Raw genomic sequence first — 16,778 nt, forward strand, 5'->3', positions numbered from 1 at the left:
CCGCCCCGGGGTGGGCACCGGGGCGGGCTCATCGTCATCGGTCGACTTACGCGGGTGTCAGCTCACGTCGAGTTCGACGGCGACATCGGCGACGGGCAGCGGGAACTCCCCGACGATGCTCGCGGCCCCGGTGAGCAGGTCCACGGTGGCGAACGTGGCCGAGCCGTCCGTGAGCATCAGCACAGCGAACCCCGTCAGCGAGACGGTCTTGCCGTTGACCAGGTCGCTGTAGATGTCGAACCCCGCGTTGGGGCCCGCGTCCGGGCCGAGCCGGCCGGTCGGGGCCAGCAGACCGTCGTTGGCCGGTGACTGGATGACGACCTGATCCGAGACCGTGTTGAGGTCGAACAGCGTGGTCGCGGTATCGGAGTTCAGGTCGTTGTTCGTGTACGCGGCGGCGGTGACCCCGGTAGCCGCCGCGGTCGACGGCGGGGTGGTCAGGCCCTTGTCCACCACTGTGGTGCCGGCGGTGGAACCGTCGTTGATGTTGTGCCGCAGGTTCTGGCCGGTGTCACTGATCACCCGCAGCCGGTTCGCCGCCGGGTTGAAGTCCACCCCGAACATCGTCCCGTGCAGCGCAACGCTGAGTTGGGAGACCTTCTTGAGGACCGCGCCAGGGATCGAGATCGTGTAGACGCCGCCGTAGTTGCCGACGCCGTACAGGAGACCGTCCTGTACCCGGAAGTCGATCCCGATCAGGGCGGTGTCGACACTGAGCCCCGTCACGTTCCTGACCCAACTGTTCACCGTGGGGTCGTCGGTGGTGAACGCGAGCAGTTGCCGCCCATTGGCCGTGATCCCGTACGCCTGTAGCCCGGCGCTCGCGGCCGAACTGTTGCCCGCGACTCCGACCACGACTGCCGCCGTCGCCGACACCAACGCAATGGCTGCGGCGATCCCTCTTCGGACGCGCTTTTCCATCGGATTCCTCCCCAACTTGTGTTGCTCGACCGGACTGTCCGGTCGAACACGGGCGGCCGGTCCCCCAAGGCACCCACCATCGACGGGCTCGTTCCCCCGCGCATCCGCCACCGCGAGCCGCCCACGCCGCGACGCCCCTCACCGCTTCCGAGCCCGCCTGCGGCCTTCGGGGCATTCATCCGATGACCCGTCTGGCCTGCTCTCATAAGCTATTCAGCGGAACTGGGGGCCAACTGGAGGCCAACTGAAGGGGCAACTTTCAGCAGTCGATGTCTGTGATCAGACGCGCGGTCCGAGGAACAGGCCGCCACTCGCGTCGATGACCTGACCGGTGATCCAGCGCGCGGCGTCGGAGGCGAGGAACGCGACCACGTCGGCGACGTCGTCGGACGCGCCCAGCCGGTCGAGCGCCGTCGTTCCAACGATGAATTCGGCCAGACCCGGCGCCTCGAAGAACGATCCGTTGGTCGCGGTCCGGGTGGCGCCGGGGGCAACCGCGTTCACCGTGATTCCTCGTACCCCGAGTTGGTTGGCCAGGGTCATGCTCATCGTCTCGACCGCGCCCTTGGTCATCGCGAAGGACGTCTGGGTGGGGTTGGCCATCCGGGTCGCCACGGACGAGATCGTGATGATGCGGCCACCCTCGGGGAGCAGTGACAATGCTCGCTGGATGATGAAGTACGGCGCTCGCACGTTCACCGCGAAGAGGTGGTCGAACTCCGCCCGCGTCGTGGCGCCGAGCGGGCCGGCGGGCGCAGCCGCCGCGTTGTTGACGAGGATGTCGAGCGGCCGCCCGGCCAGGCCGGCCTCGACTCCCGCGAAGAGCGTCTCGACGTCGCCATCCACCCCCAGCTCCGCCCGGACGACGAGCGCGGTTCCACCGGCACGTTCGATCTCGTCGACCGTCCCCGCCGCGCCGTCCTTGTCCGTGCCGAAGTGCACGATGACCATCGCCCCCTTCGCCGCCAGCCGGGTCGCGATCGCCTGCCCGATGCCCCGCGATGCCCCCGTCACCAAGGCCGTCCTGCCGGTCAGATCACTCATGCCAACCACCTCACGATGTTAGTTACTACCGAACTGTTAGTGACTACCACTGCGGTAGTGTCTACCACGTGACCGAGCAGCATTCAACGCTGAGAGCGCAACGGCGGGCTGAGACGCAGCGCACGATCCAGGGGCACGCCGTACGGCTGTTCACCGAGCGCGGCTTCGACGCCACGACCGTGACCGACGTCGCCGAGGCCGCAGGCGTGTCCCCCATGACCGTGTATCGGCACTTCCCCACGAAGGAGGACCTCGTGCTCGTCGACCAGCACGGCCGGCTGGTCGCCGAGCGGATCGCCGCGTCGTCCGCCGCGCAGCCCCTGGTCCGTCGCATCGGCAACGCGCTCATCGACTCCGCCACGACGTTGACCGATGGCCGCCACGGAGCCGACCTGACCGCGAACGGGCAGTTCCTCCTTGCCCGCCTCCGGCTCATGATCTCGACGCCGGCCTTGCGGGCCAAGCACCTGGACAACCACTACGCCCTTCAGCAGGCCATCGTCGAAGCCCTCGCGGACGATGCGACCGATCCGGAAACGGCCTTCCGCACCCAGGCGGCGGCCAGCGCGTGCCTGGCCGCCATGCACACGGCCGTGATGCGCTGGGCCGAGGACGACGGACGGACCGAGCTGCCCGAGTTGATCGCAAAGGCGCTCGCCGCCGCCTTCGGCGACCACATCGTCGGCACCGGCCCGGACGCGTGAGAAGGACCCACCGGGGCACGCCAGAACGTCCTCTTCCGACGGCACCGCCAACGCACGAAAACGGCCGGTCGGTCGCCATCTGGTACGGCGACCGACCGGCCGTGGGCTGTCAGGCCGGCACTGCCGACCGCCCCACTGCTGATATCCGATCCGGGTACTGAGGTCTGGCTGTCACACGACGCACATCACGTCACGGCGTACGACGGCCGGTTGACGGACCTCGTCGGCGACGTCTCACTTCGAACCGGTCACGATTCCCGGGTTGATGCACAGCCCCGGGCTGCTGCCGGTCCTCTCGGCGATTTCGAGACAACGGGTGATCTTGTCCACCTGGGCGTTCTTCTCGGTGATCGCCTTCTGCTTCTCCGCGTTGATCAGGTCCTGGTCGAGGTTTCGGCCCTGCGCCAACTTGTCCTGGAACACCTTGATGTTGGCTTCGGTCTTCTCGTCGTGGTTGACCCGGATGATGGTGACGGAGAGGATTTCGATGTCCTCGCCGAGCCGGCTCTGCGCCGAGGTCTGCACCTTGTCGGCGAACGGCTTGAGGTCGACGTTGAGGTTGCCGGTCTTCGCGTCGATGTTGGCCAGCGGGTTGTAACTGGCGAAGGCGTCGTTGACCGCTCCGTCGAGCTGGACGCCGACCCGTTGGCCCCGGAACGCCTCGAAGTCTCCCTTGTAGTCCATGAACTGCCGAGGGGCGTTCTCCGACCGTACCTGCCACTCGATGAGCAGCTCGACACCCGCATTCGCGAGGGTTCCGGTGCGTACGGCTACAGCGTTGTTACCACCGATGTGGTCGTACTTCTGCCGACTCGCGTCCCACTCGCCGACCTTCTCCCACGGAGAGACCCACTTCAGGCCACTGCCGGTGATTTCTCCGGTCGGCTTGTTGAAGGAGGTGACGATGCCGACGTTGCGTACCGGGATGGAGTTCGCCGAGGAGCCGATGGTAAGAGCGATTGCGAGCAATGCCACGCCCACCGAACCGCCCAGGACTTGGCCCTTCGTGCCGCGCGGTGCAAACACGCTGTATATCGCGCCCAGGACGGCGGCGGCGAAAAGGACGAGAGCGCAGACAAACAGCGCTGGCATTACAGCATCTCCTCTTCTGGCTCCGGAGCGGAACCGGGGTGATCTTGCTCCGTGATCCGCAGTGTAACGAGAGCGATCAACTCGGTTAGTCGTCGGTGGCCGGCCATGACGCCGCTACCCGGTGCACACCTAATCGACCGAGTGCTGCTCAGCGGCCGAGTCGTCGCGCCAGAGCACCCGACCCGGCCGGGCACCCGTGGCGGCGTACTCCAGGGCTGCGTCGCGGACAGCGGCCGGAGTCACGGCCGCGCGGTACGGCCCGCAGTAGACCGGTTCGCCCCCGTGGTCGAACTCAATCTCCCGTACCCCACTCGGCCACGGCGGCAACTCCACCTCGTAGCCCAGGCCATGCCCCGGACCGAGCCAGAGCAGAAACCCTCGGGCAGGGTGCCCGATCCCGAGCTGCAACGACGGCAGGCCGAGCAGTTCGTCCAGGGAGAAGTCCGGCTCCAGGAACCTCGGCGGATACAACCCCACCACCTGTGGCCTCGCCGAGATCGCCGCCAGATCGGCAAGTACCGCGTCGAGTTCGGCGATGCCGTCCACCGTTCGCCAGCTACCCCGACCCCACACCATCGCCACCATCACGCACCACCCGGACCAGCAGCAGTGCCGGCGTCGTCGCCCGCTCCGGCCGGCTTCGGCAGATCGTCGAGCCGACCGGCGAGAACCAGCCGCTCGTAGGCCCAGCGCCACTCGTCACACCGACTCCGCCCGCACCGTATGCACGCCCCCGATTCCGGATCATTCGCGTGCGCCAGCATCGTGTCCCGAAAGTGCGCCGCCATCTCGTCCGACACCTGCACATCTCCATCGAGGTCAGCCTCGGACACACCGCGCTCACCGTCGACCACCACCATCCGGCGGTACGCCCACCAGCGCCCCGACCGCAACACCACCCGACCCCGCCCTCCGGGCGGCTCCCGAACACCTCATCCGTGTCCCCTCCGACGCTCGACATCGTTTGGATCGGCACCGGGACGAGCGGGGGCAGCCACCACGCCGTACTGCGCGGAAGCCGTTGGCCACAGCACCCGCCCCGGGCCGTACGAACAGCGTCTCGATCAGAAGTGCGGCGACACAGCGTGCGAGCCTCAGCCGTGGATACGGCGGGTCTCGCCGACGCACTTCAGGTGTCCCTGGAGCAACTCACCCAACTGCTTGAGGACGTCGAGGAGGCCACACACGACGGCGTGATCGTCTCGCGTACGTGTTGAAGAATCCACGGACGGCGAATCTCGCGGCCGTCGCCTACCTTCGCCAGGAACTTGACACGCTCGCCGATACCTACGACACCACACCATCCACATCACTGCTACCTGATGTGGGGCGACTGCACGGCGAAGTCACTTTCCTTCATTCCTATGTCTCCACGGGCGGGGTACGGCGAGCATTGGGCACCGTACAGGCGACGTCAGCGACGCTGATGGGACAACTCGTCTGGGATGCATCGCAGCGTCGGGACCGCCGGACGGCGATGAAGTACTACGACCAGGCAGTCACTATCGCGAAACAGAACGGCGATGTCCTTCATGAGGCGCACGCGCGGCTTCGGGCCGGCTTCGTCGCGCTCTACGCTGACGGCGACCCGAAGCGTGGCCTGACTCATGCCGCGCACGCCGCTCAACTGGCGAGCGACGTCGGTAGCTACGCCCTGGCCGGCCTGGCCATGCTGCACGTCGGTGAAGCCAATGCCATGATGGGCGAGCGCTCTGCATGCGAGCACGCGCTCACCCAGGCAGAAGATCGACTCGAAAGGATGGAGACTGCCGACCCCGCCCGCGAACTGGTGGCGGCCGAGCAGTTCAACAGGATGGCAGGTTCCTGTTACCTCGCGCTCGGGGAACCACGGATGGCTCAGGTCATTCTCGAAGCCACGTCTTTCGCTTTGCGTGAGCGCGAGAAGTCTCGCGCTATTGTTCTCGGAAACCTCGCCACGGCCCATATCCGACAACGTCAGATCGAGCCATAGTGGGCGCCTTCCATCATGGTTCTGATCGAACGCCATCAGACAGCTACGTGAGGAACTGGGGCTCGACCTCACGGCGGGGACCTTGTTGGTGGTCGACTGGGTCGCGCCCCACGGTCCGTGGGATGACAGTCTCATGTTCGTGTTCGACGGCGGAGTCCTCGGTGACGGGCAGGTCGCCTCGTTGAGGATTCTCGATCAAGAGATCCACGCCTTCCGATTCTGCTCCTCGGAGGAGGCGGCGACGATGCTCAGGCCGTACGTCTGGAATCGACTTGATCAGGCGATCGCTGCCATCCGTGATGGACGATCGCGCTACCTGCATACGACAACGGAGCCGAATCCCGACAGATGACAGTCAGGACGAATGCCCAGTCCGGTACCGCCTAGTCCGGCGCCCACGGGCCGGTGCCCCCGGAGCCGGTTCCCGGCAACCGGGCGAGTTGCCGCGCCGACACCGGTCGATGCGTGATCTGCTGGAGCAACGGTGTCAGGCTCCCGGTCGTCGAACCCGACCACATGGTCAGCGCAAACCTGTCCTCCGCCAGGCACAGGGTCACGCGGGTGTCCTCGGACACGAACCTGTCCTCGGAGCGATACCAACAGATTCCTGGGTCGGGCAGATCAGCGGGCCGCGACCGATGGACGATGCCGTAGACGTGGCGACCCTCGTACGGCCGGTCCGGACGGTCGGAGAGCAGGAGGAAGAGCTCCCGGATGCCTGGTCGGCCGGGGTACGCCTGCACCAGTTGGAAGCCGGGGATCTCCGGGACGACCAGCGGCACACCGAGAGCACGGAAGTCGTTGATCCGCCACCGGAATTGGCTGATCCGCTCGACGCCGACAACCGCCGCCAGCAACGCGGCCAGGCCGACCACCGCGCCCACCCTGACCAGGCCAGACAACCGTCGTGCGCTTGCCAGAGCCAGACCGAGGTGTACGCAGAGTGCCGCAACCGCCCACCACGCGCTGGTCTCCCAGCGGTCGCGTACCGGCCCTCCGTACGCCACCCCGAGCGGGACGAGGATCGTCAGAAAGATCGGCACGATCGCATGCACCCAATGGCCGCCGGAGCCGCCGCGCCCCAGGCCGAACCTCCATCGCGCCACCGTCGACAGCACGGCGATGACAACCATGGCGCAGAGGGCCACGGCGAAGGAGACAAGAAGCGGACCGATCGACGAACCCCAGTCCCGGTCGGTCAGGTACAGCCCGGCGCCGAACACCGCCGCAGCCGAGACGCCCCCGGATGCGGTGGCGTGCAGGATCACCGGTGACAGGGACAGATCGCCGCGGACCTCACCGGTACGGAGATCCGCCATCTCCCGAGGATGGCACAGCCGCTCAGGTCATGGTGACCCACGCCATAGTCGAGCCCTGTCAGGAATCCCGGTGCTGTCCCGTTCAGAGGGCATGCGAACAGACGGCAGCAAGAACATGCGGCACCGCATCACCGTCCTCGGGGCCGGATACGCCGGAGCCTCCGCGGCCGGATACCTCGCCCGCCACCTGCACCCCGACGACTTCGAGATCACCGTCGTCAACGCCGAACCCGACTTCGTCGAGCGGATCCGGCTGCACCAGCTCGCCGCCGGTCAGGACCTGCCCCGCCATGGGTTGGCGGAGATGTTCGCGGGCACGGGCATCCGGCTGCGACTGGCGCGCGTCACCGCCGTCGACGCCGAGCGGCGGACGGTCACCGTGACCGACGACGGTGGCACGGACCGGATCGAGTACGACACCCTCCTCTACACGCTCGGCAGCACCGTCGGCGACCACGGCGTTCCGGGCGTGCACGAACACGCCTTCCACGTCGCCGGACGGCCGGCCGCGCTGCGCCTGCGCCGGCGCCTGGACGAGTTGGGCGAGGACGGGACGGTGCTGGTCGTCGGCGGCAACCTGACCGCGATCGAGGCCGCCACCGAGATCGCCGAATCCCGGCCCGGGCTCCGGGTCACCCTCGCCACCAGCGACGAGCTGGGCGGTTGGCTGAGCCCGAAGAGCCGCCGTCACCTGCTGCGCGCCTTCGACCGGTTCGGCATCGCCGTCCACCAGCACACCACCATCGAGCGGGTCGAGGAGACCGGCGCCGTCGCCGCCGACGGCACCGCCTTCGCCTCCGGCGCGACCGTGTGGGCGGCCGGCTTCGCCGTGCACCCCGTCGCCGCCGCGAGCGGACTCGACGTCGAAGACGACGGCCGGGTCATCGTCGACCGGATGATGCGGTCCGTCTCGCATCCGGAGGTCTACGCCGCCGGTGACAGCGCCTACATCATCGGCGAGAACGGTCGGCCGCTGCCGATGTCCTGCGCCTCGGCGGGATTCACCAGGATGCAGGCGACGGCCGCGATCATCGGCGACCTCACCGGTCACAGGATCTCGAAGACCTCGCTCGCGTACCTCGGCAACTGCATCAGCCTCGGAGGGAAGGACGCGATCTTCCAACTGGTCGGCGGCGACGCGCGATCGAAGTCCTGGTCCCTGCGCGGTCGTCCGGCCGCGCATGCCAAGGCGGCCGTGCTCAGAGGCAGCGTATGGGCCGTGCGGTACCCGACCTACGGACTGCCGACCCGCAGGCACCGCTTGACCACCGCGCGCTACCGCATGGCCGAGGCGGTCGCTCACTAGGGTGACCAGCATGGATACCGCCACCGTGGCGCGTTTCGAGGCCAACCGGGACCGGTTGGCCTCGCTCGCGTACCGCCTGCTCGGCTCGGCCGCCGACGCCGAGGACGCGGTGCAGGACACGTTCCTGCGCTGGCACGCCGCAGACCGGGAACACATCGAGGTCCCCGAGGCGTGGCTGACCAAGGTGGTCACCAACCTGTCCCTCGACCGGCTCCGTTCGGCGAGGATGCGACGCGAACGCGCGGTCGGCGACTGGCTGCCCGAACCGCTGCTCGACGGCGACCCGATGCTGGGCCCGGCCGACACCGTCGAGCAGCGCGAATCGGTGACCCTGGCGGTGCTGACGCTCATGGAACGCCTCACGCCGGTCGAGCGGGCCGTCTACGTCCTGCGCGAGGCCTTCTCCTACAGCCACGCCGAGATCGCCGAGATCCTCGACATCACCGAGTCCGCGAGCCAGCAGCACGCCCACCGGGCCCGGCGCCGCATCGCCGCCGAGCGTACGGTCAGTGAAGTCGACCCCGCCTCCGCTCGCCGAATCGTCGAGGCGTTCGTCGACGCCGCCTCCTCGGGCCGCACCGAACGGCTGATCGCGTTGCTCACCGACGACGCGACCGGGATCTCCGACGGCGCCGGGCAGGCCAGGAAACTGCTGCGGTACTCGGCCCCCGAGCGGATCGCCACCGCCATGCAAGCCGCCTTCAGGCCGACTCCGGCCAAGCGGAAGCTGGCCGGTGGCTCCCCTGCGATGCATGCCGGCGTGATCAACGGCTCGCCCGCGATAGTCGCCGCGTTCGACGATCGGGTCGTGGGCGTGGTGGTCCTGGACGTCCGCGACGGCAAGGTCGCGGTCGTGCGCGGCATGGCCAACCCGGACCGGCTCGGCCGCCTCACCGAGGAATGGCGGCGGCGCGAGCACGGTGCCCCGCTCATCGAATCGTGGTGACCGGATGCACCGGAGGCGGCTCTAACTGGTGGCTGTTGCCGGCCCTGCCGGCACGGCCGACCTCTGCATCAGCGCGACGTAACCGTCCTCAAGCGACGGTGCGGCCGGGATCGCGTCCGCACTCGGCCGGGTCGAGCTGATCACCCGGTAATGGGTACCGTCGGTCCGGCTGATCGCCGAAACCACGACCCCGGCCGGCGGCGGCGAGCCGGTACCGGTGACCACCTCCCAGGTGGCCCCCTCACCCACCCGGACCAGATCGGGCACCGTGCCCGTGTAGACCACCCGACCGGACGCCATCACGGCGGCGTGCTGGCAGGTCTGCGCCACGTCCTCGACGATGTGCGTACTCAGCAGCACGGTACGGTGCCCGGCCAGCCCGGCCAGCAGGGTCCGGAACCGTACCCGCTCCTCGGGGTCGAGCCCGGCCGTCGGCTCGTCCACCACGATCAGGGCGGGATCGCCGAGCAGTGCCTGGGCGATGCCGACCCGTCGCCGCATGCCGCCGGAGAAGCCCTTCATCCGGCGCCCGGCCACGTCGGAGAGCGCGACCAGTTCCAGCAACTCGTCGACCTGTTGGCGCCGGGCCCGGGTGTCGTCCAGGCCCTTGAGCAGGCCGACGTAGTCCAGGAACTCGCGCGGGGTCAGGTCGGGATACAGGCCGAGGTCCTGCGGTAGGTAGCCGAGCCGGCGCTGGACGGCGGTCCGGCCGGCGCCGGTGGTCAGGTCGTGGCCGCCGACCCGGACCTCTCCCCCGCCGGGCGGCAGCACGCCGGCCAGGATCCGCATCAGGGTGGTCTTGCCGGCACCGTTCGCGCCGAGCAGCCCGTACATGCCGCCGGGAACGGACAGGTCGACCGAGTGCAGCGCGGTGACCTTGCCGAAGCGCCGGCTCAGGCCGGTGGTCTGGATGTCCATGTCGAAGCAGAACCCTTCGGAGAAGAAAGATCAGGCCGTACGGCGTTGGCGGGAGAACACGGTGCCGGCGAGGACCAGCGGCATCAGGCCGACCAGGACGAGGAGTACGACGCTGAGCAGCACGCTGACGCCGTTGGGTTCGGGGCGGAGGAAGGACAGCCATCCGGGTACGCCCGCGTACAGCGCGGTCTCTCCCGTCAGCCAGGTCACCGGGTAGTCCCCGATCGGCGACAGCAGAGTTCCGCTCAGCGACGGCAGGAACGCCGGAGGGAGCATGTTGCCCCAGAACCAGTAGCCGACGAACAGCACCCGGAACAGCGGTGCGGAGATCACCAGCGGACTCACCAGGGCGAACCCGGCCACGAAGGCCAGGCCGGGCAGCATGATCAGCCCGAACGCCAGTACCGCCCAGCCGAGCATCAGCGGGTCACCCCGGTGCAGGCTCTCGTAGCCACCGGCGACGAGCATCACCAGCAGCGCGGGCAGCGCGGTGGCGGCGAGGCCGCCGAGGTACTTGCCGGCCAGCAGCACCCTCGGCCCGACGGGCAGGCTCTCCAGCAGCGCGGCGGTGCCCAGCCGGCGGTCCCGGACCAGTCGGTCCGCCAGCACCATCCCGAATCCGATCGGGACGACGATCCCGAAGAGCAGCGCCCAACCCGCCATCACCTCGCCCGCCGGGGCGCCGGCCTGGGTGTAGCGGGGACCACGGTCGCCCTGGGTCAACGCGATCACTGCGGCCAGGAGCAGCATCGCCACCCACAGCGAGCGCTTACGGGCCTGCATCCGGAACTCGTACCGGCCGACCGCGAGCAGTTCCGACACGCCGTTCACTCCTCTTCCTCGGTCAACAGCAGATGGGGCCGACGCAGCAGCAGTACGACGACCGCGACGAACAGCAGGCCGGAGCCGACCAGCGCCAGCCGGTTCGTCAGCCAGTCCTCCCCGGCTCCCAGCCGGCTGGTGGTGAACAGGTAGAACGGCCGGGTCAAGTCCAGGGTCGTGAACGGCCCCGCGAACATCTGCTCGCCCAGCCACAGCGCGGAGACCACGCTGGTGGCCAGTACGACGCTGCGGCCGAGTATGCCGAGCAGCACCGTCAGGCCGGTCAGCCAGAGCATCGGCGGGGCCCAGACCAGCGGCGAGGCCAGGATGCCCGGCCCGGTCCACCAGCCGAACAGCCAGAGTCCGGCCGAGAAGGTGACCGCGCACGCCGCACCGACCAGCCCCAGCACCCCGAGCCGGCGGCCGAGCGTGCTGGCGTACCGGGTGGGCAGCGAGAGTTGCAGTTCACGGCAGCCGTCCCGGGCCACGATGGTCACCGCCGCCATGCCGACCGTCAGCGGCAGGATCGCCTCCAGGCCGGTGAGCAGGAGTTGACCGACCTGGTCGTGCCCCGCTCCGCCGGAACGGGCGAGCAGCGCCATCACGGCGGTGACGAGCAGCGCCGCCGGGGGTGCCGCGCCGGCCGCCCAGCCGGCCCGGCGCGACTCGTACCGCCAGATCGGGATGCGGTGCGCCGGCATCGGTCGCAGGAGTTGAGCTTTCACGTATCTGGGTGGGACGGACCACGGCCGGGGTTCACCGGTTCGACGAGTGAGCCGGGCCACAGTTTCTCGGCCGCCGTCCCCGCCGGCTCATCGTCCGTACGCCCGGACCGGAGCGGTGGGCAGGTACGGCACCACCGCGATCGTGCCGGCCACCAGCAGCGCCGCGACCAGGAGCATCGGCCCGCTGGTCTGCCACAGGAACTCGACCAGCCGGTCCACCGCCCCGTCGACGGAGCCGGAGCCGGAGCCAGCGCCGGCCAGCATCCGCAGTGCCCAGAGTGTCATCGCGACCCCGATGCCGATCGCCGGTCGCCACAGCACGGACAGCGCGAAGCTGATGGCCGAGAGCAGGGCCATCGGCCCGAGCCAGGCCGCGAACAACCCGAGTGGCCCACCGGCGTCGAACCAGGCGAGGCCGAGCGAGGCGACCGAGGCGGCGGCGAGGATCGCCCCGAGCACGAGGGTGAGCCGGGCGAGCAGCACCGCGCGTACTCCGGTGGGGCTGGCCGCGACCAGTTCGACCGCCGGGTCCTGGCCGCTGCCGCACGCGGTGGCCAGTCCCAACGCCGCGACCAGCGGCATCACGATGGCCAGGACCGAGCCGGACGATCCCGGCGGAGCCCACGCCGCGAGGCCCGTCCCGAGCCCGAGCACCAACCCGGCGACCGGCCAGATGCGGCGGTCGATCAGTCGTCGCTGGTGAGCCAGGATCCGCACCGCCCGGGCCGGGGCGGCGGTGCCGAGCACAGCCCGATACCGGGGTACGGACGTGGTCCGACGCCGTTCCGACAGCCGGGAGAGCACCGCGTCGAACAGTCCGGCCGGGGGTACGGCGACCGCCGCCGCCCGTTCGCCGACGGCTCCCGCGATCCGTCGCCACGCCGTCGCCTCCTCGGCGCAGCCGGGGCATTCCGCGAGGTGCCGGGCGACCTGCCCGGCCCGCTCGTCCGGCAACGTCCCGGCGACGAAGGCCGCCAGTTGCTCTCCCGGGTGCGTCATCGCGCTGCCTCCCTTCCGGAAACCCTGGCCATGGTGGAGTCGACCGGCAGTGCCCGGGCGAGAACGGCGCGGGCGTGGAACAGCCGGCTCTTCACGGTTCCGACCGGGATGTCGAGAACTTCGGCGATCTCGGAGTGCGCCAGCCCGGCGCCGAAGGCCAGGTCGAGTACCTCCCGATGGGCGGGAGCCAGTCCGGCCAGGGCAGTGGCGACCGCTCGGGCGTCGGCCCGGGCCAGCGCCACCGCTTCCGGTCCCGGCTCGCCGGTCGGGACCTCGGCGGCGGCTTCCACCGGCAACGGTGCCGGACGGTGGCCCGGGATCCGGCCCAGCGCCTGCCGCCGGCAGATGCCGAACAGCCAGGTACGCACCGTGGACCGGGCCTCGAATGAGTCGGCGCCCCGCCAGAGGGCCAGGAAGGTGTCCTGCAACGCCTCCTCGGCCCGCCCCCGGTCCGCGAGCAGACCCAGGGCGTACGCCAGCAACGGCTGGCCGTGTCTGGCGTACAGCTCCTCGAAGGCTCGCTGGTCACCATCGGCCACCCGGTGCAGCAAAGACCGGTCGACGTCGTCCATCCCGTCCTGGGTATCCCGTCGACCGGTCGAGGTTCAGCATCCGGGGCAAGATGTGCGGCTGGTCACAGTGTGGTACCGCCGACGGCGGGACGAAGTAGACAAAGCTCCTCCTAGCGGATCGACTGACCGGTAGTGGTTCGGACACGTTCCGGAATGCGACTGCGGGAAATGATCATGTAACGACCAGGAAAACCCCGACTCGGACGATGCCCGGTACCCCCGATCCTCATCTGGAGGTCGCAATGTCCAGCCTGAAAGCCCGACTCAGACCCACGCCCCGGCGGCTGACCGCCGTACTCGTTCCGGTGCTCACCGCGGCGCTCACCGCCACCGTCGTCACGCTCGTCCAGCGCTCCCCGGAGCCGGCGGCGCTGGCCCTGCCACCGATCACCGGCGCGGTGTCGGCGGTCACCGGACCGACCGAGATCCGCAGCGTCGCGTACACCCAGGCGGTGGCGGCGGCTAAGGCCAGGAAGCCCAAGGTCACGGTGATCGGCACCGGTGGCACGATCTCCGGCGTCGCCACCTCGCGGAGCAGCTTCACCGACTACCAGTCCGGCCGGATCGCGATCGGGGACATGGTCGCCCGGCTGCAACCCGAGATCGGGCAGGTCGCGGACGTCTCCACCGTGCAGTTCGGCAACAAGGGCTCCGGCGGCTACACGATCGCCGAGTTCCACGCGCTCACCCTGGCGGTCGAGACGGCGCTGAAGACCTCCGACGGGGTCGTGGTGACCAGCGGTACCGACACGATGGAGGAGTTCGCGTACTGGCTCGACCTGACCGTGCAGAACCGCAAGCCGGTGGTGATGACCGGCGCGATGCGGCCCTGGGCGGCGGTGACCCCGGACGGACCGCAGGTGATAGGCACCGACGGCCCGGCCAACCTCTACAACTCGATCGTGCTGGCGGCCAGCCAGTCCACCTACTGCTACGGCACGGTGCTGCTGCTCGGCGACGAGTTCCACGCCGCCCGGGACGTGACCAAGACCAGTTCCTACCGGATGGACACGTTCCAGACCCGCGAACTGGGCGTACTGGGTTGGATCGACGGACCCAACATCAAGGTCGGCCGGGCGCCGGCCCGGGTCGACAACTGCGACGCGAAACAGCGCTGGATGACCCCGTTCAACCTGTCGAAGATCGCGCCGGCCGCGGTGCCCCGGGTCGAGATCGTCTACGGCTACCAGCAGGCCGGCGGCGAGGCGATCACGGCGTTCGCCGACGCCGGCGTCAAGGGGATCGTCACGGCGGGCACCGGAGCCGGCGGCCTCTCCTCGGCGCAGAGCACCGCCCGGACCGCCGCCGCCGCGAAGGGCGTCGCCTTCGTCAGCACGACGCGGACCGGCTCCGGCTCGGTCTACGGCGGCAGCACCACCTCGCCGATCATCGCCGGGGAGGACCTGCTGCCGCAGAAGGCACGGCTGCTGCTCATGCTCAGCCTCGCCTTCGCACCGAACGACGTACCGAAGGTGCGGGACTGGGTGACCACGCTCGGCAACCCCGAGTGGAACACCGTACCCAAGGGCAACCCGCGCGACTGACCGGCCGCAGGCGTGGTGCCGGAAGCCTTCGGGTTTCCGGCACCCGCCGATCCACCGCGCCGGTTCAGCGTGGCGCCGGACGGAGCGCGATCGCCCTGAGGAAGATGTCACCGATCCTTGCGGGGTCCTCGGCGATGAGGACACCGCCACCGGTGGTCCTGGTGATCTGGTCGAGCGGTTCCCGGTTGACCGCGTCACCGATCCCCAAAATGATGAGCTGGATCGGCTGCGCGTCGTCCCTGAGCGCGTTGAGCTTGCTGATCAGGCTCTCCAGGGAGAGACCGTTGGGGTCGTCGTTGCCGATGCCGTCGGTGAGGATGACGACGGAGTTGACCCGGCCCGCCTGCCAGCCGTCCTGCACCTGCTTGTACGCGGCGAGAATGGTGTCGTAGAGGCCGGTGTCGCGGTTCTGCTCGGGCTTGATCTCCGCCAACGCGCCCACCAGCTGGCTCCGTTGGCTCGACAGCGCTCCGATGGGCACGAGTTGCCGGTAGTCCTTGGCCCCGTCGAGTCGGGTGGAGAAGACCCACAGGCCGACGGCCCAGTCGTCGTTGAACAGTCCCAGGCCGCGTTGGGCCGCTTGGAGGGTGACCTGCATCCGGGTCGCGTTGCCGGCGGTGGGCACCCGGCCCCGCATGGTGCCGGAGACGTTGATCGCGGCGAGCATCCGGCCCGGCGCCGTGATTGCCGACCACGTGGACAGGGCCCGGTCGACCACGGCCGGGTCGGCCCTGGTCGGCGCCGCGCCGCCCGCTCTCGGCGACGCCGATGGCGACCCGCCGGCCGGGCTCGGTGCGCCGGTCGGCGCGGAGAAACCGGTGCCCCAGGTGCCGTCGGAGGCGCGCAGTCCCTGCGCGGCGAGCTTGTCGCGGAAGCGGTCCGTGCTCAGCGCCTGATGCAGCCCGTCGGCGGCGGCGACCTTGGCCGGATCGGTTCCGGACATGACCGCGAACGGGTAGTCCAGTGGTGTCGGCGCCGGATCGAGGTACAGCGCGGCAAGCGGGACCGGTGGCTTGGCCGCGTTGTAGGCGATCACGTCCTCCTCCGACAGCATCGCCAGCCGCAACCCGGAGCTGATCGCCCCGACGTCGCTCGACCGGGGGAACTGGGCCAGCAGATCGTTTCGGAGCGCCGAGCGGCCGGTCGCCACCGCACGTAACGTCGCGGTCGTCGCCTCCTGGGCGTTCGCGCCAGCCGTACCCGCCGCCGCGCCGAGCGCCATGAGCCCGGACAGGCCGGCCGCGTCCCGGGTGGGTTCGACGATGCCGGTGCGCAGTCCGGTGCCCGTGGTGATCTTCTCCAGGAGGTCGGCCCAGGTGAGCGTGCTGTTGGGCCAGCCGAGGCCGGAGGCGACCGGCTCGGGCATGGCCACCACGACGGGACTGCGGGCGATCGAGGCGCCGTCGGTCGATACGAATCCGGGTGCGGCGGTACGCAGCCGCAGCAGCCAGGTCGAGGAGTCCGGCACCCATACGTCCGGGACGACAGTGGTGCCGTTGCCCTGCCCCACCCCGGCGAGGCCCACCCCGTGCGCGGTGGCGAGCGCGGCCGCCACGTCCGCCGGGTCGACCGCGGTGACGGAGACCGTCACGCAGACACCGCCGAGCGTTCCGCCCTGTTCTACGCCGGACGCGGCGGCGGATTGCACGGCAGGGACGATCTCCGGGGCCGCGGCGACCGTGAGTTTCGCCTGACTCGTGCAGCCTGCCCCAGCCAATTGCTGGTAGCCGAGGGAAACCCCGGACACGACGGCAACAACCGCCACCGCAACGGCGGTGGCGCCTGCCCCACGGAAACGTCTACGTATGCGATGGCGGCCAGACACGGGCTCAATACTGGACACCCGAACCCCGTTGTGGCCAGCCAGGTCCGGCCGAAACTCCAGAAAAGCGCG

Annotated in this window: 18 protein-coding genes; 6 read left to right on the plus strand and 12 right to left on the minus strand. The window is 69.6% G+C overall.

Translation table 11 applies throughout. The annotated features are described in order from the left end of the window. Positions 1 to 57: 57 nt before the first annotated feature. Both ACFP2T_RS07820 and ACFP2T_RS07825 read right to left on the minus strand, forming a co-directional pair. Positions 58 to 921 (minus strand): DUF4394 domain-containing protein, encoded by an 864-nt coding sequence (locus ACFP2T_RS07820; protein WP_377419177.1) that lies wholly within the window; start codon positions 919 to 921, stop codon positions 58 to 60. A 279-nt stretch (positions 922 to 1,200) separates the two neighbouring features. Then, on the minus strand, positions 1,201 to 1,965 hold the full coding sequence (locus tag ACFP2T_RS07825; protein ID WP_377419179.1) for an SDR family oxidoreductase: 765 nt from the start codon (positions 1,963 to 1,965) through the stop codon (positions 1,201 to 1,203). Here ACFP2T_RS07825 and ACFP2T_RS07830 point away from each other — a divergent pair. Continuing rightward, entirely contained in the window at positions 1,923 to 2,669 is a 747-nt protein-coding gene (locus ACFP2T_RS07830; RefSeq protein WP_377419180.1) for a TetR/AcrR family transcriptional regulator, read from the plus strand. The two genes, ACFP2T_RS07825 and ACFP2T_RS07830, sit on opposite strands and share 43 nt — an antisense overlap. Positions 2,670 to 2,903: 234 nt before the next feature. Here the strand turns inward: ACFP2T_RS07830 and ACFP2T_RS07835 are convergent, their stop codons facing one another. From ACFP2T_RS07835 to ACFP2T_RS07845, 3 genes are all read right to left on the minus strand, one after another. Then, positions 2,904 to 3,761: an SPFH domain-containing protein gene (locus ACFP2T_RS07835; RefSeq protein WP_377419182.1), complete on the minus strand. Its 858-nt coding sequence runs from the start codon at positions 3,759 to 3,761 to the stop codon at positions 2,904 to 2,906. Between the two features lie 129 nt (positions 3,762 to 3,890). Next, a complete protein-coding gene (locus tag ACFP2T_RS07840) occupies positions 3,891 to 4,346 on the minus strand; it encodes an Imm1 family immunity protein (protein ID WP_377419184.1) in 456 nt (151 codons plus the stop codon). Then, the gene (locus tag ACFP2T_RS07845) at positions 4,346 to 4,660 is read right to left on the minus strand and encodes a hypothetical protein (protein ID WP_377419186.1); all 315 of its coding nucleotides are present in this window, start codon (positions 4,658 to 4,660) and stop codon (positions 4,346 to 4,348) included. The genes ACFP2T_RS07840 and ACFP2T_RS07845 overlap by 1 nt, the downstream gene beginning before the upstream one ends. A 311-nt stretch (positions 4,661 to 4,971) precedes the next feature. Here ACFP2T_RS07845 and ACFP2T_RS07850 point away from each other — a divergent pair, with 311 nt between their 5' ends. Both ACFP2T_RS07850 and ACFP2T_RS07855 read left to right on the plus strand, forming a co-directional pair. Next, entirely contained in the window at positions 4,972 to 5,733 is a 762-nt protein-coding gene (locus ACFP2T_RS07850; protein ID WP_377419188.1) for a hypothetical protein, read from the plus strand. Between the two features lie 133 nt (positions 5,734 to 5,866). Beyond that, positions 5,867 to 6,085: an NUDIX hydrolase gene (locus tag ACFP2T_RS07855; protein WP_465264257.1), complete on the plus strand. Its 219-nt coding sequence runs from the start codon at positions 5,867 to 5,869 to the stop codon at positions 6,083 to 6,085. Between the two features lie 31 nt (positions 6,086 to 6,116). Here the strand turns inward: ACFP2T_RS07855 and ACFP2T_RS07860 are convergent, their stop codons facing one another. Beyond that, the gene (locus tag ACFP2T_RS07860) at positions 6,117 to 7,052 is read right to left on the minus strand and encodes a hypothetical protein (protein WP_377419191.1); all 936 of its coding nucleotides are present in this window, start codon (positions 7,050 to 7,052) and stop codon (positions 6,117 to 6,119) included. 115 nt (positions 7,053 to 7,167) lie between these two features. Here ACFP2T_RS07860 and ACFP2T_RS07865 point away from each other — a divergent pair, with 115 nt between their 5' ends. Together ACFP2T_RS07865 and sigJ are read left to right on the plus strand one after the other, a co-directional pair. After that, positions 7,168 to 8,358 carry an NAD(P)/FAD-dependent oxidoreductase gene (locus ACFP2T_RS07865; RefSeq protein ID WP_377419937.1) on the plus strand — a complete coding sequence of 397 codons (1,191 nt, stop codon included), beginning with the start codon at positions 7,168 to 7,170 and terminating at the stop codon, positions 8,356 to 8,358. 10 nt (positions 8,359 to 8,368) lie between these two features. After that, positions 8,369 to 9,304 carry an RNA polymerase sigma factor SigJ gene (gene sigJ, locus ACFP2T_RS07870; protein WP_377419192.1) on the plus strand — a complete coding sequence of 312 codons (936 nt, stop codon included), beginning with the start codon at positions 8,369 to 8,371 and terminating at the stop codon, positions 9,302 to 9,304. Between the two features lie 21 nt (positions 9,305 to 9,325). Here the strand turns inward: sigJ and ACFP2T_RS07875 are convergent, their stop codons facing one another. The 5 genes from ACFP2T_RS07875 to ACFP2T_RS07895 all read right to left on the minus strand — a co-directional run bounded on the left by ACFP2T_RS07875 (position 9,326) and on the right by ACFP2T_RS07895 (position 13,340). Further along, positions 9,326 to 10,222, minus strand: coding sequence for an ABC transporter ATP-binding protein (locus tag ACFP2T_RS07875; protein WP_377419194.1), 897 nt, complete (start codon positions 10,220 to 10,222; stop codon positions 9,326 to 9,328). A gap of 30 nt (positions 10,223 to 10,252) precedes the next feature. Then, a complete protein-coding gene (locus tag ACFP2T_RS07880) occupies positions 10,253 to 11,053 on the minus strand; it encodes an ABC transporter permease (RefSeq protein ID WP_377419196.1) in 801 nt (266 codons plus the stop codon). After that, positions 11,050 to 11,745: a hypothetical protein gene (locus ACFP2T_RS07885; protein WP_377419197.1), complete on the minus strand. Its 696-nt coding sequence runs from the start codon at positions 11,743 to 11,745 to the stop codon at positions 11,050 to 11,052. The genes ACFP2T_RS07880 and ACFP2T_RS07885 overlap by 4 nt, the downstream gene beginning before the upstream one ends. A 111-nt stretch (positions 11,746 to 11,856) precedes the next feature. Then, entirely contained in the window at positions 11,857 to 12,768 is a 912-nt protein-coding gene (locus ACFP2T_RS07890; protein WP_377419199.1) for an anti-sigma factor family protein, read from the minus strand. After that, positions 12,765 to 13,340: an RNA polymerase sigma factor gene (locus tag ACFP2T_RS07895; RefSeq protein ID WP_377419201.1), complete on the minus strand. Its 576-nt coding sequence runs from the start codon at positions 13,338 to 13,340 to the stop codon at positions 12,765 to 12,767. The genes ACFP2T_RS07890 and ACFP2T_RS07895 overlap by 4 nt, the downstream gene beginning before the upstream one ends. A 242-nt stretch (positions 13,341 to 13,582) precedes the next feature. Between ACFP2T_RS07895 and ACFP2T_RS07900 the strand changes: the two genes are divergently transcribed. Beyond that, on the plus strand, positions 13,583 to 14,884 hold the full coding sequence (locus ACFP2T_RS07900; RefSeq protein WP_377419203.1) for an asparaginase: 1,302 nt from the start codon (positions 13,583 to 13,585) through the stop codon (positions 14,882 to 14,884). Positions 14,885 to 14,948: 64 nt separating this feature from the next. Here ACFP2T_RS07900 and ACFP2T_RS07905 read toward each other — a convergent pair whose 3' ends face one another. Beyond that, positions 14,949 to 16,709 carry a substrate-binding domain-containing protein gene (locus ACFP2T_RS07905; RefSeq protein WP_377419205.1) on the minus strand — a complete coding sequence of 587 codons (1,761 nt, stop codon included), beginning with the start codon at positions 16,707 to 16,709 and terminating at the stop codon, positions 14,949 to 14,951. Positions 16,710 to 16,778: the final 69 nt, after the last annotated feature.

Origin of the sequence: Plantactinospora solaniradicis (genome assembly GCF_042658085.1) — a bacterium.
Classification (GTDB): Bacteria; Actinomycetota; Actinomycetes; order Mycobacteriales; family Micromonosporaceae; genus Plantactinospora; species Plantactinospora solaniradicis.

Coding starts and splice junctions, on each gene's coding strand:
- ACFP2T_RS07820 (WP_377419177.1), bottom strand. CDS start 921: ATGGAAAAGCGCGTCCGAAGAGGGATCGCCGCAGCCATTGCGTTGGTG.
- ACFP2T_RS07830 (WP_377419180.1), top strand. CDS start 1,923: ATGCCCCCGTCACCAAGGCCGTCCTGCCGGTCAGATCACTCATGCCAA.
- ACFP2T_RS07825 (WP_377419179.1), bottom strand. CDS start 1,965: ATGAGTGATCTGACCGGCAGGACGGCCTTGGTGACGGGGGCATCGCGG.
- ACFP2T_RS07835 (WP_377419182.1), bottom strand. CDS start 3,761: ATGCCAGCGCTGTTTGTCTGCGCTCTCGTCCTTTTCGCCGCCGCCGTC.
- ACFP2T_RS07840 (WP_377419184.1), bottom strand. CDS start 4,346: ATGGTGGCGATGGTGTGGGGTCGGGGTAGCTGGCGAACGGTGGACGGC.
- ACFP2T_RS07855 (WP_465264257.1), top strand. CDS start 5,867: ATGTTCGTGTTCGACGGCGGAGTCCTCGGTGACGGGCAGGTCGCCTCG.
- ACFP2T_RS07860 (WP_377419191.1), bottom strand. CDS start 7,052: ATGGCGGATCTCCGTACCGGTGAGGTCCGCGGCGATCTGTCCCTGTCA.
- ACFP2T_RS07865 (WP_377419937.1), top strand. CDS start 7,168: ATGCGGCACCGCATCACCGTCCTCGGGGCCGGATACGCCGGAGCCTCC.
- sigJ (WP_377419192.1), top strand. CDS start 8,369: ATGGATACCGCCACCGTGGCGCGTTTCGAGGCCAACCGGGACCGGTTG.
- ACFP2T_RS07875 (WP_377419194.1), bottom strand. CDS start 10,222: ATGGACATCCAGACCACCGGCCTGAGCCGGCGCTTCGGCAAGGTCACC.
- ACFP2T_RS07885 (WP_377419197.1), bottom strand. CDS start 11,745: ATGCCGGCGCACCGCATCCCGATCTGGCGGTACGAGTCGCGCCGGGCC.
- ACFP2T_RS07890 (WP_377419199.1), bottom strand. CDS start 12,768: ATGACGCACCCGGGAGAGCAACTGGCGGCCTTCGTCGCCGGGACGTTG.
- ACFP2T_RS07895 (WP_377419201.1), bottom strand. CDS start 13,340: ATGGACGACGTCGACCGGTCTTTGCTGCACCGGGTGGCCGATGGTGAC.
- ACFP2T_RS07900 (WP_377419203.1), top strand. CDS start 13,583: ATGTCCAGCCTGAAAGCCCGACTCAGACCCACGCCCCGGCGGCTGACC.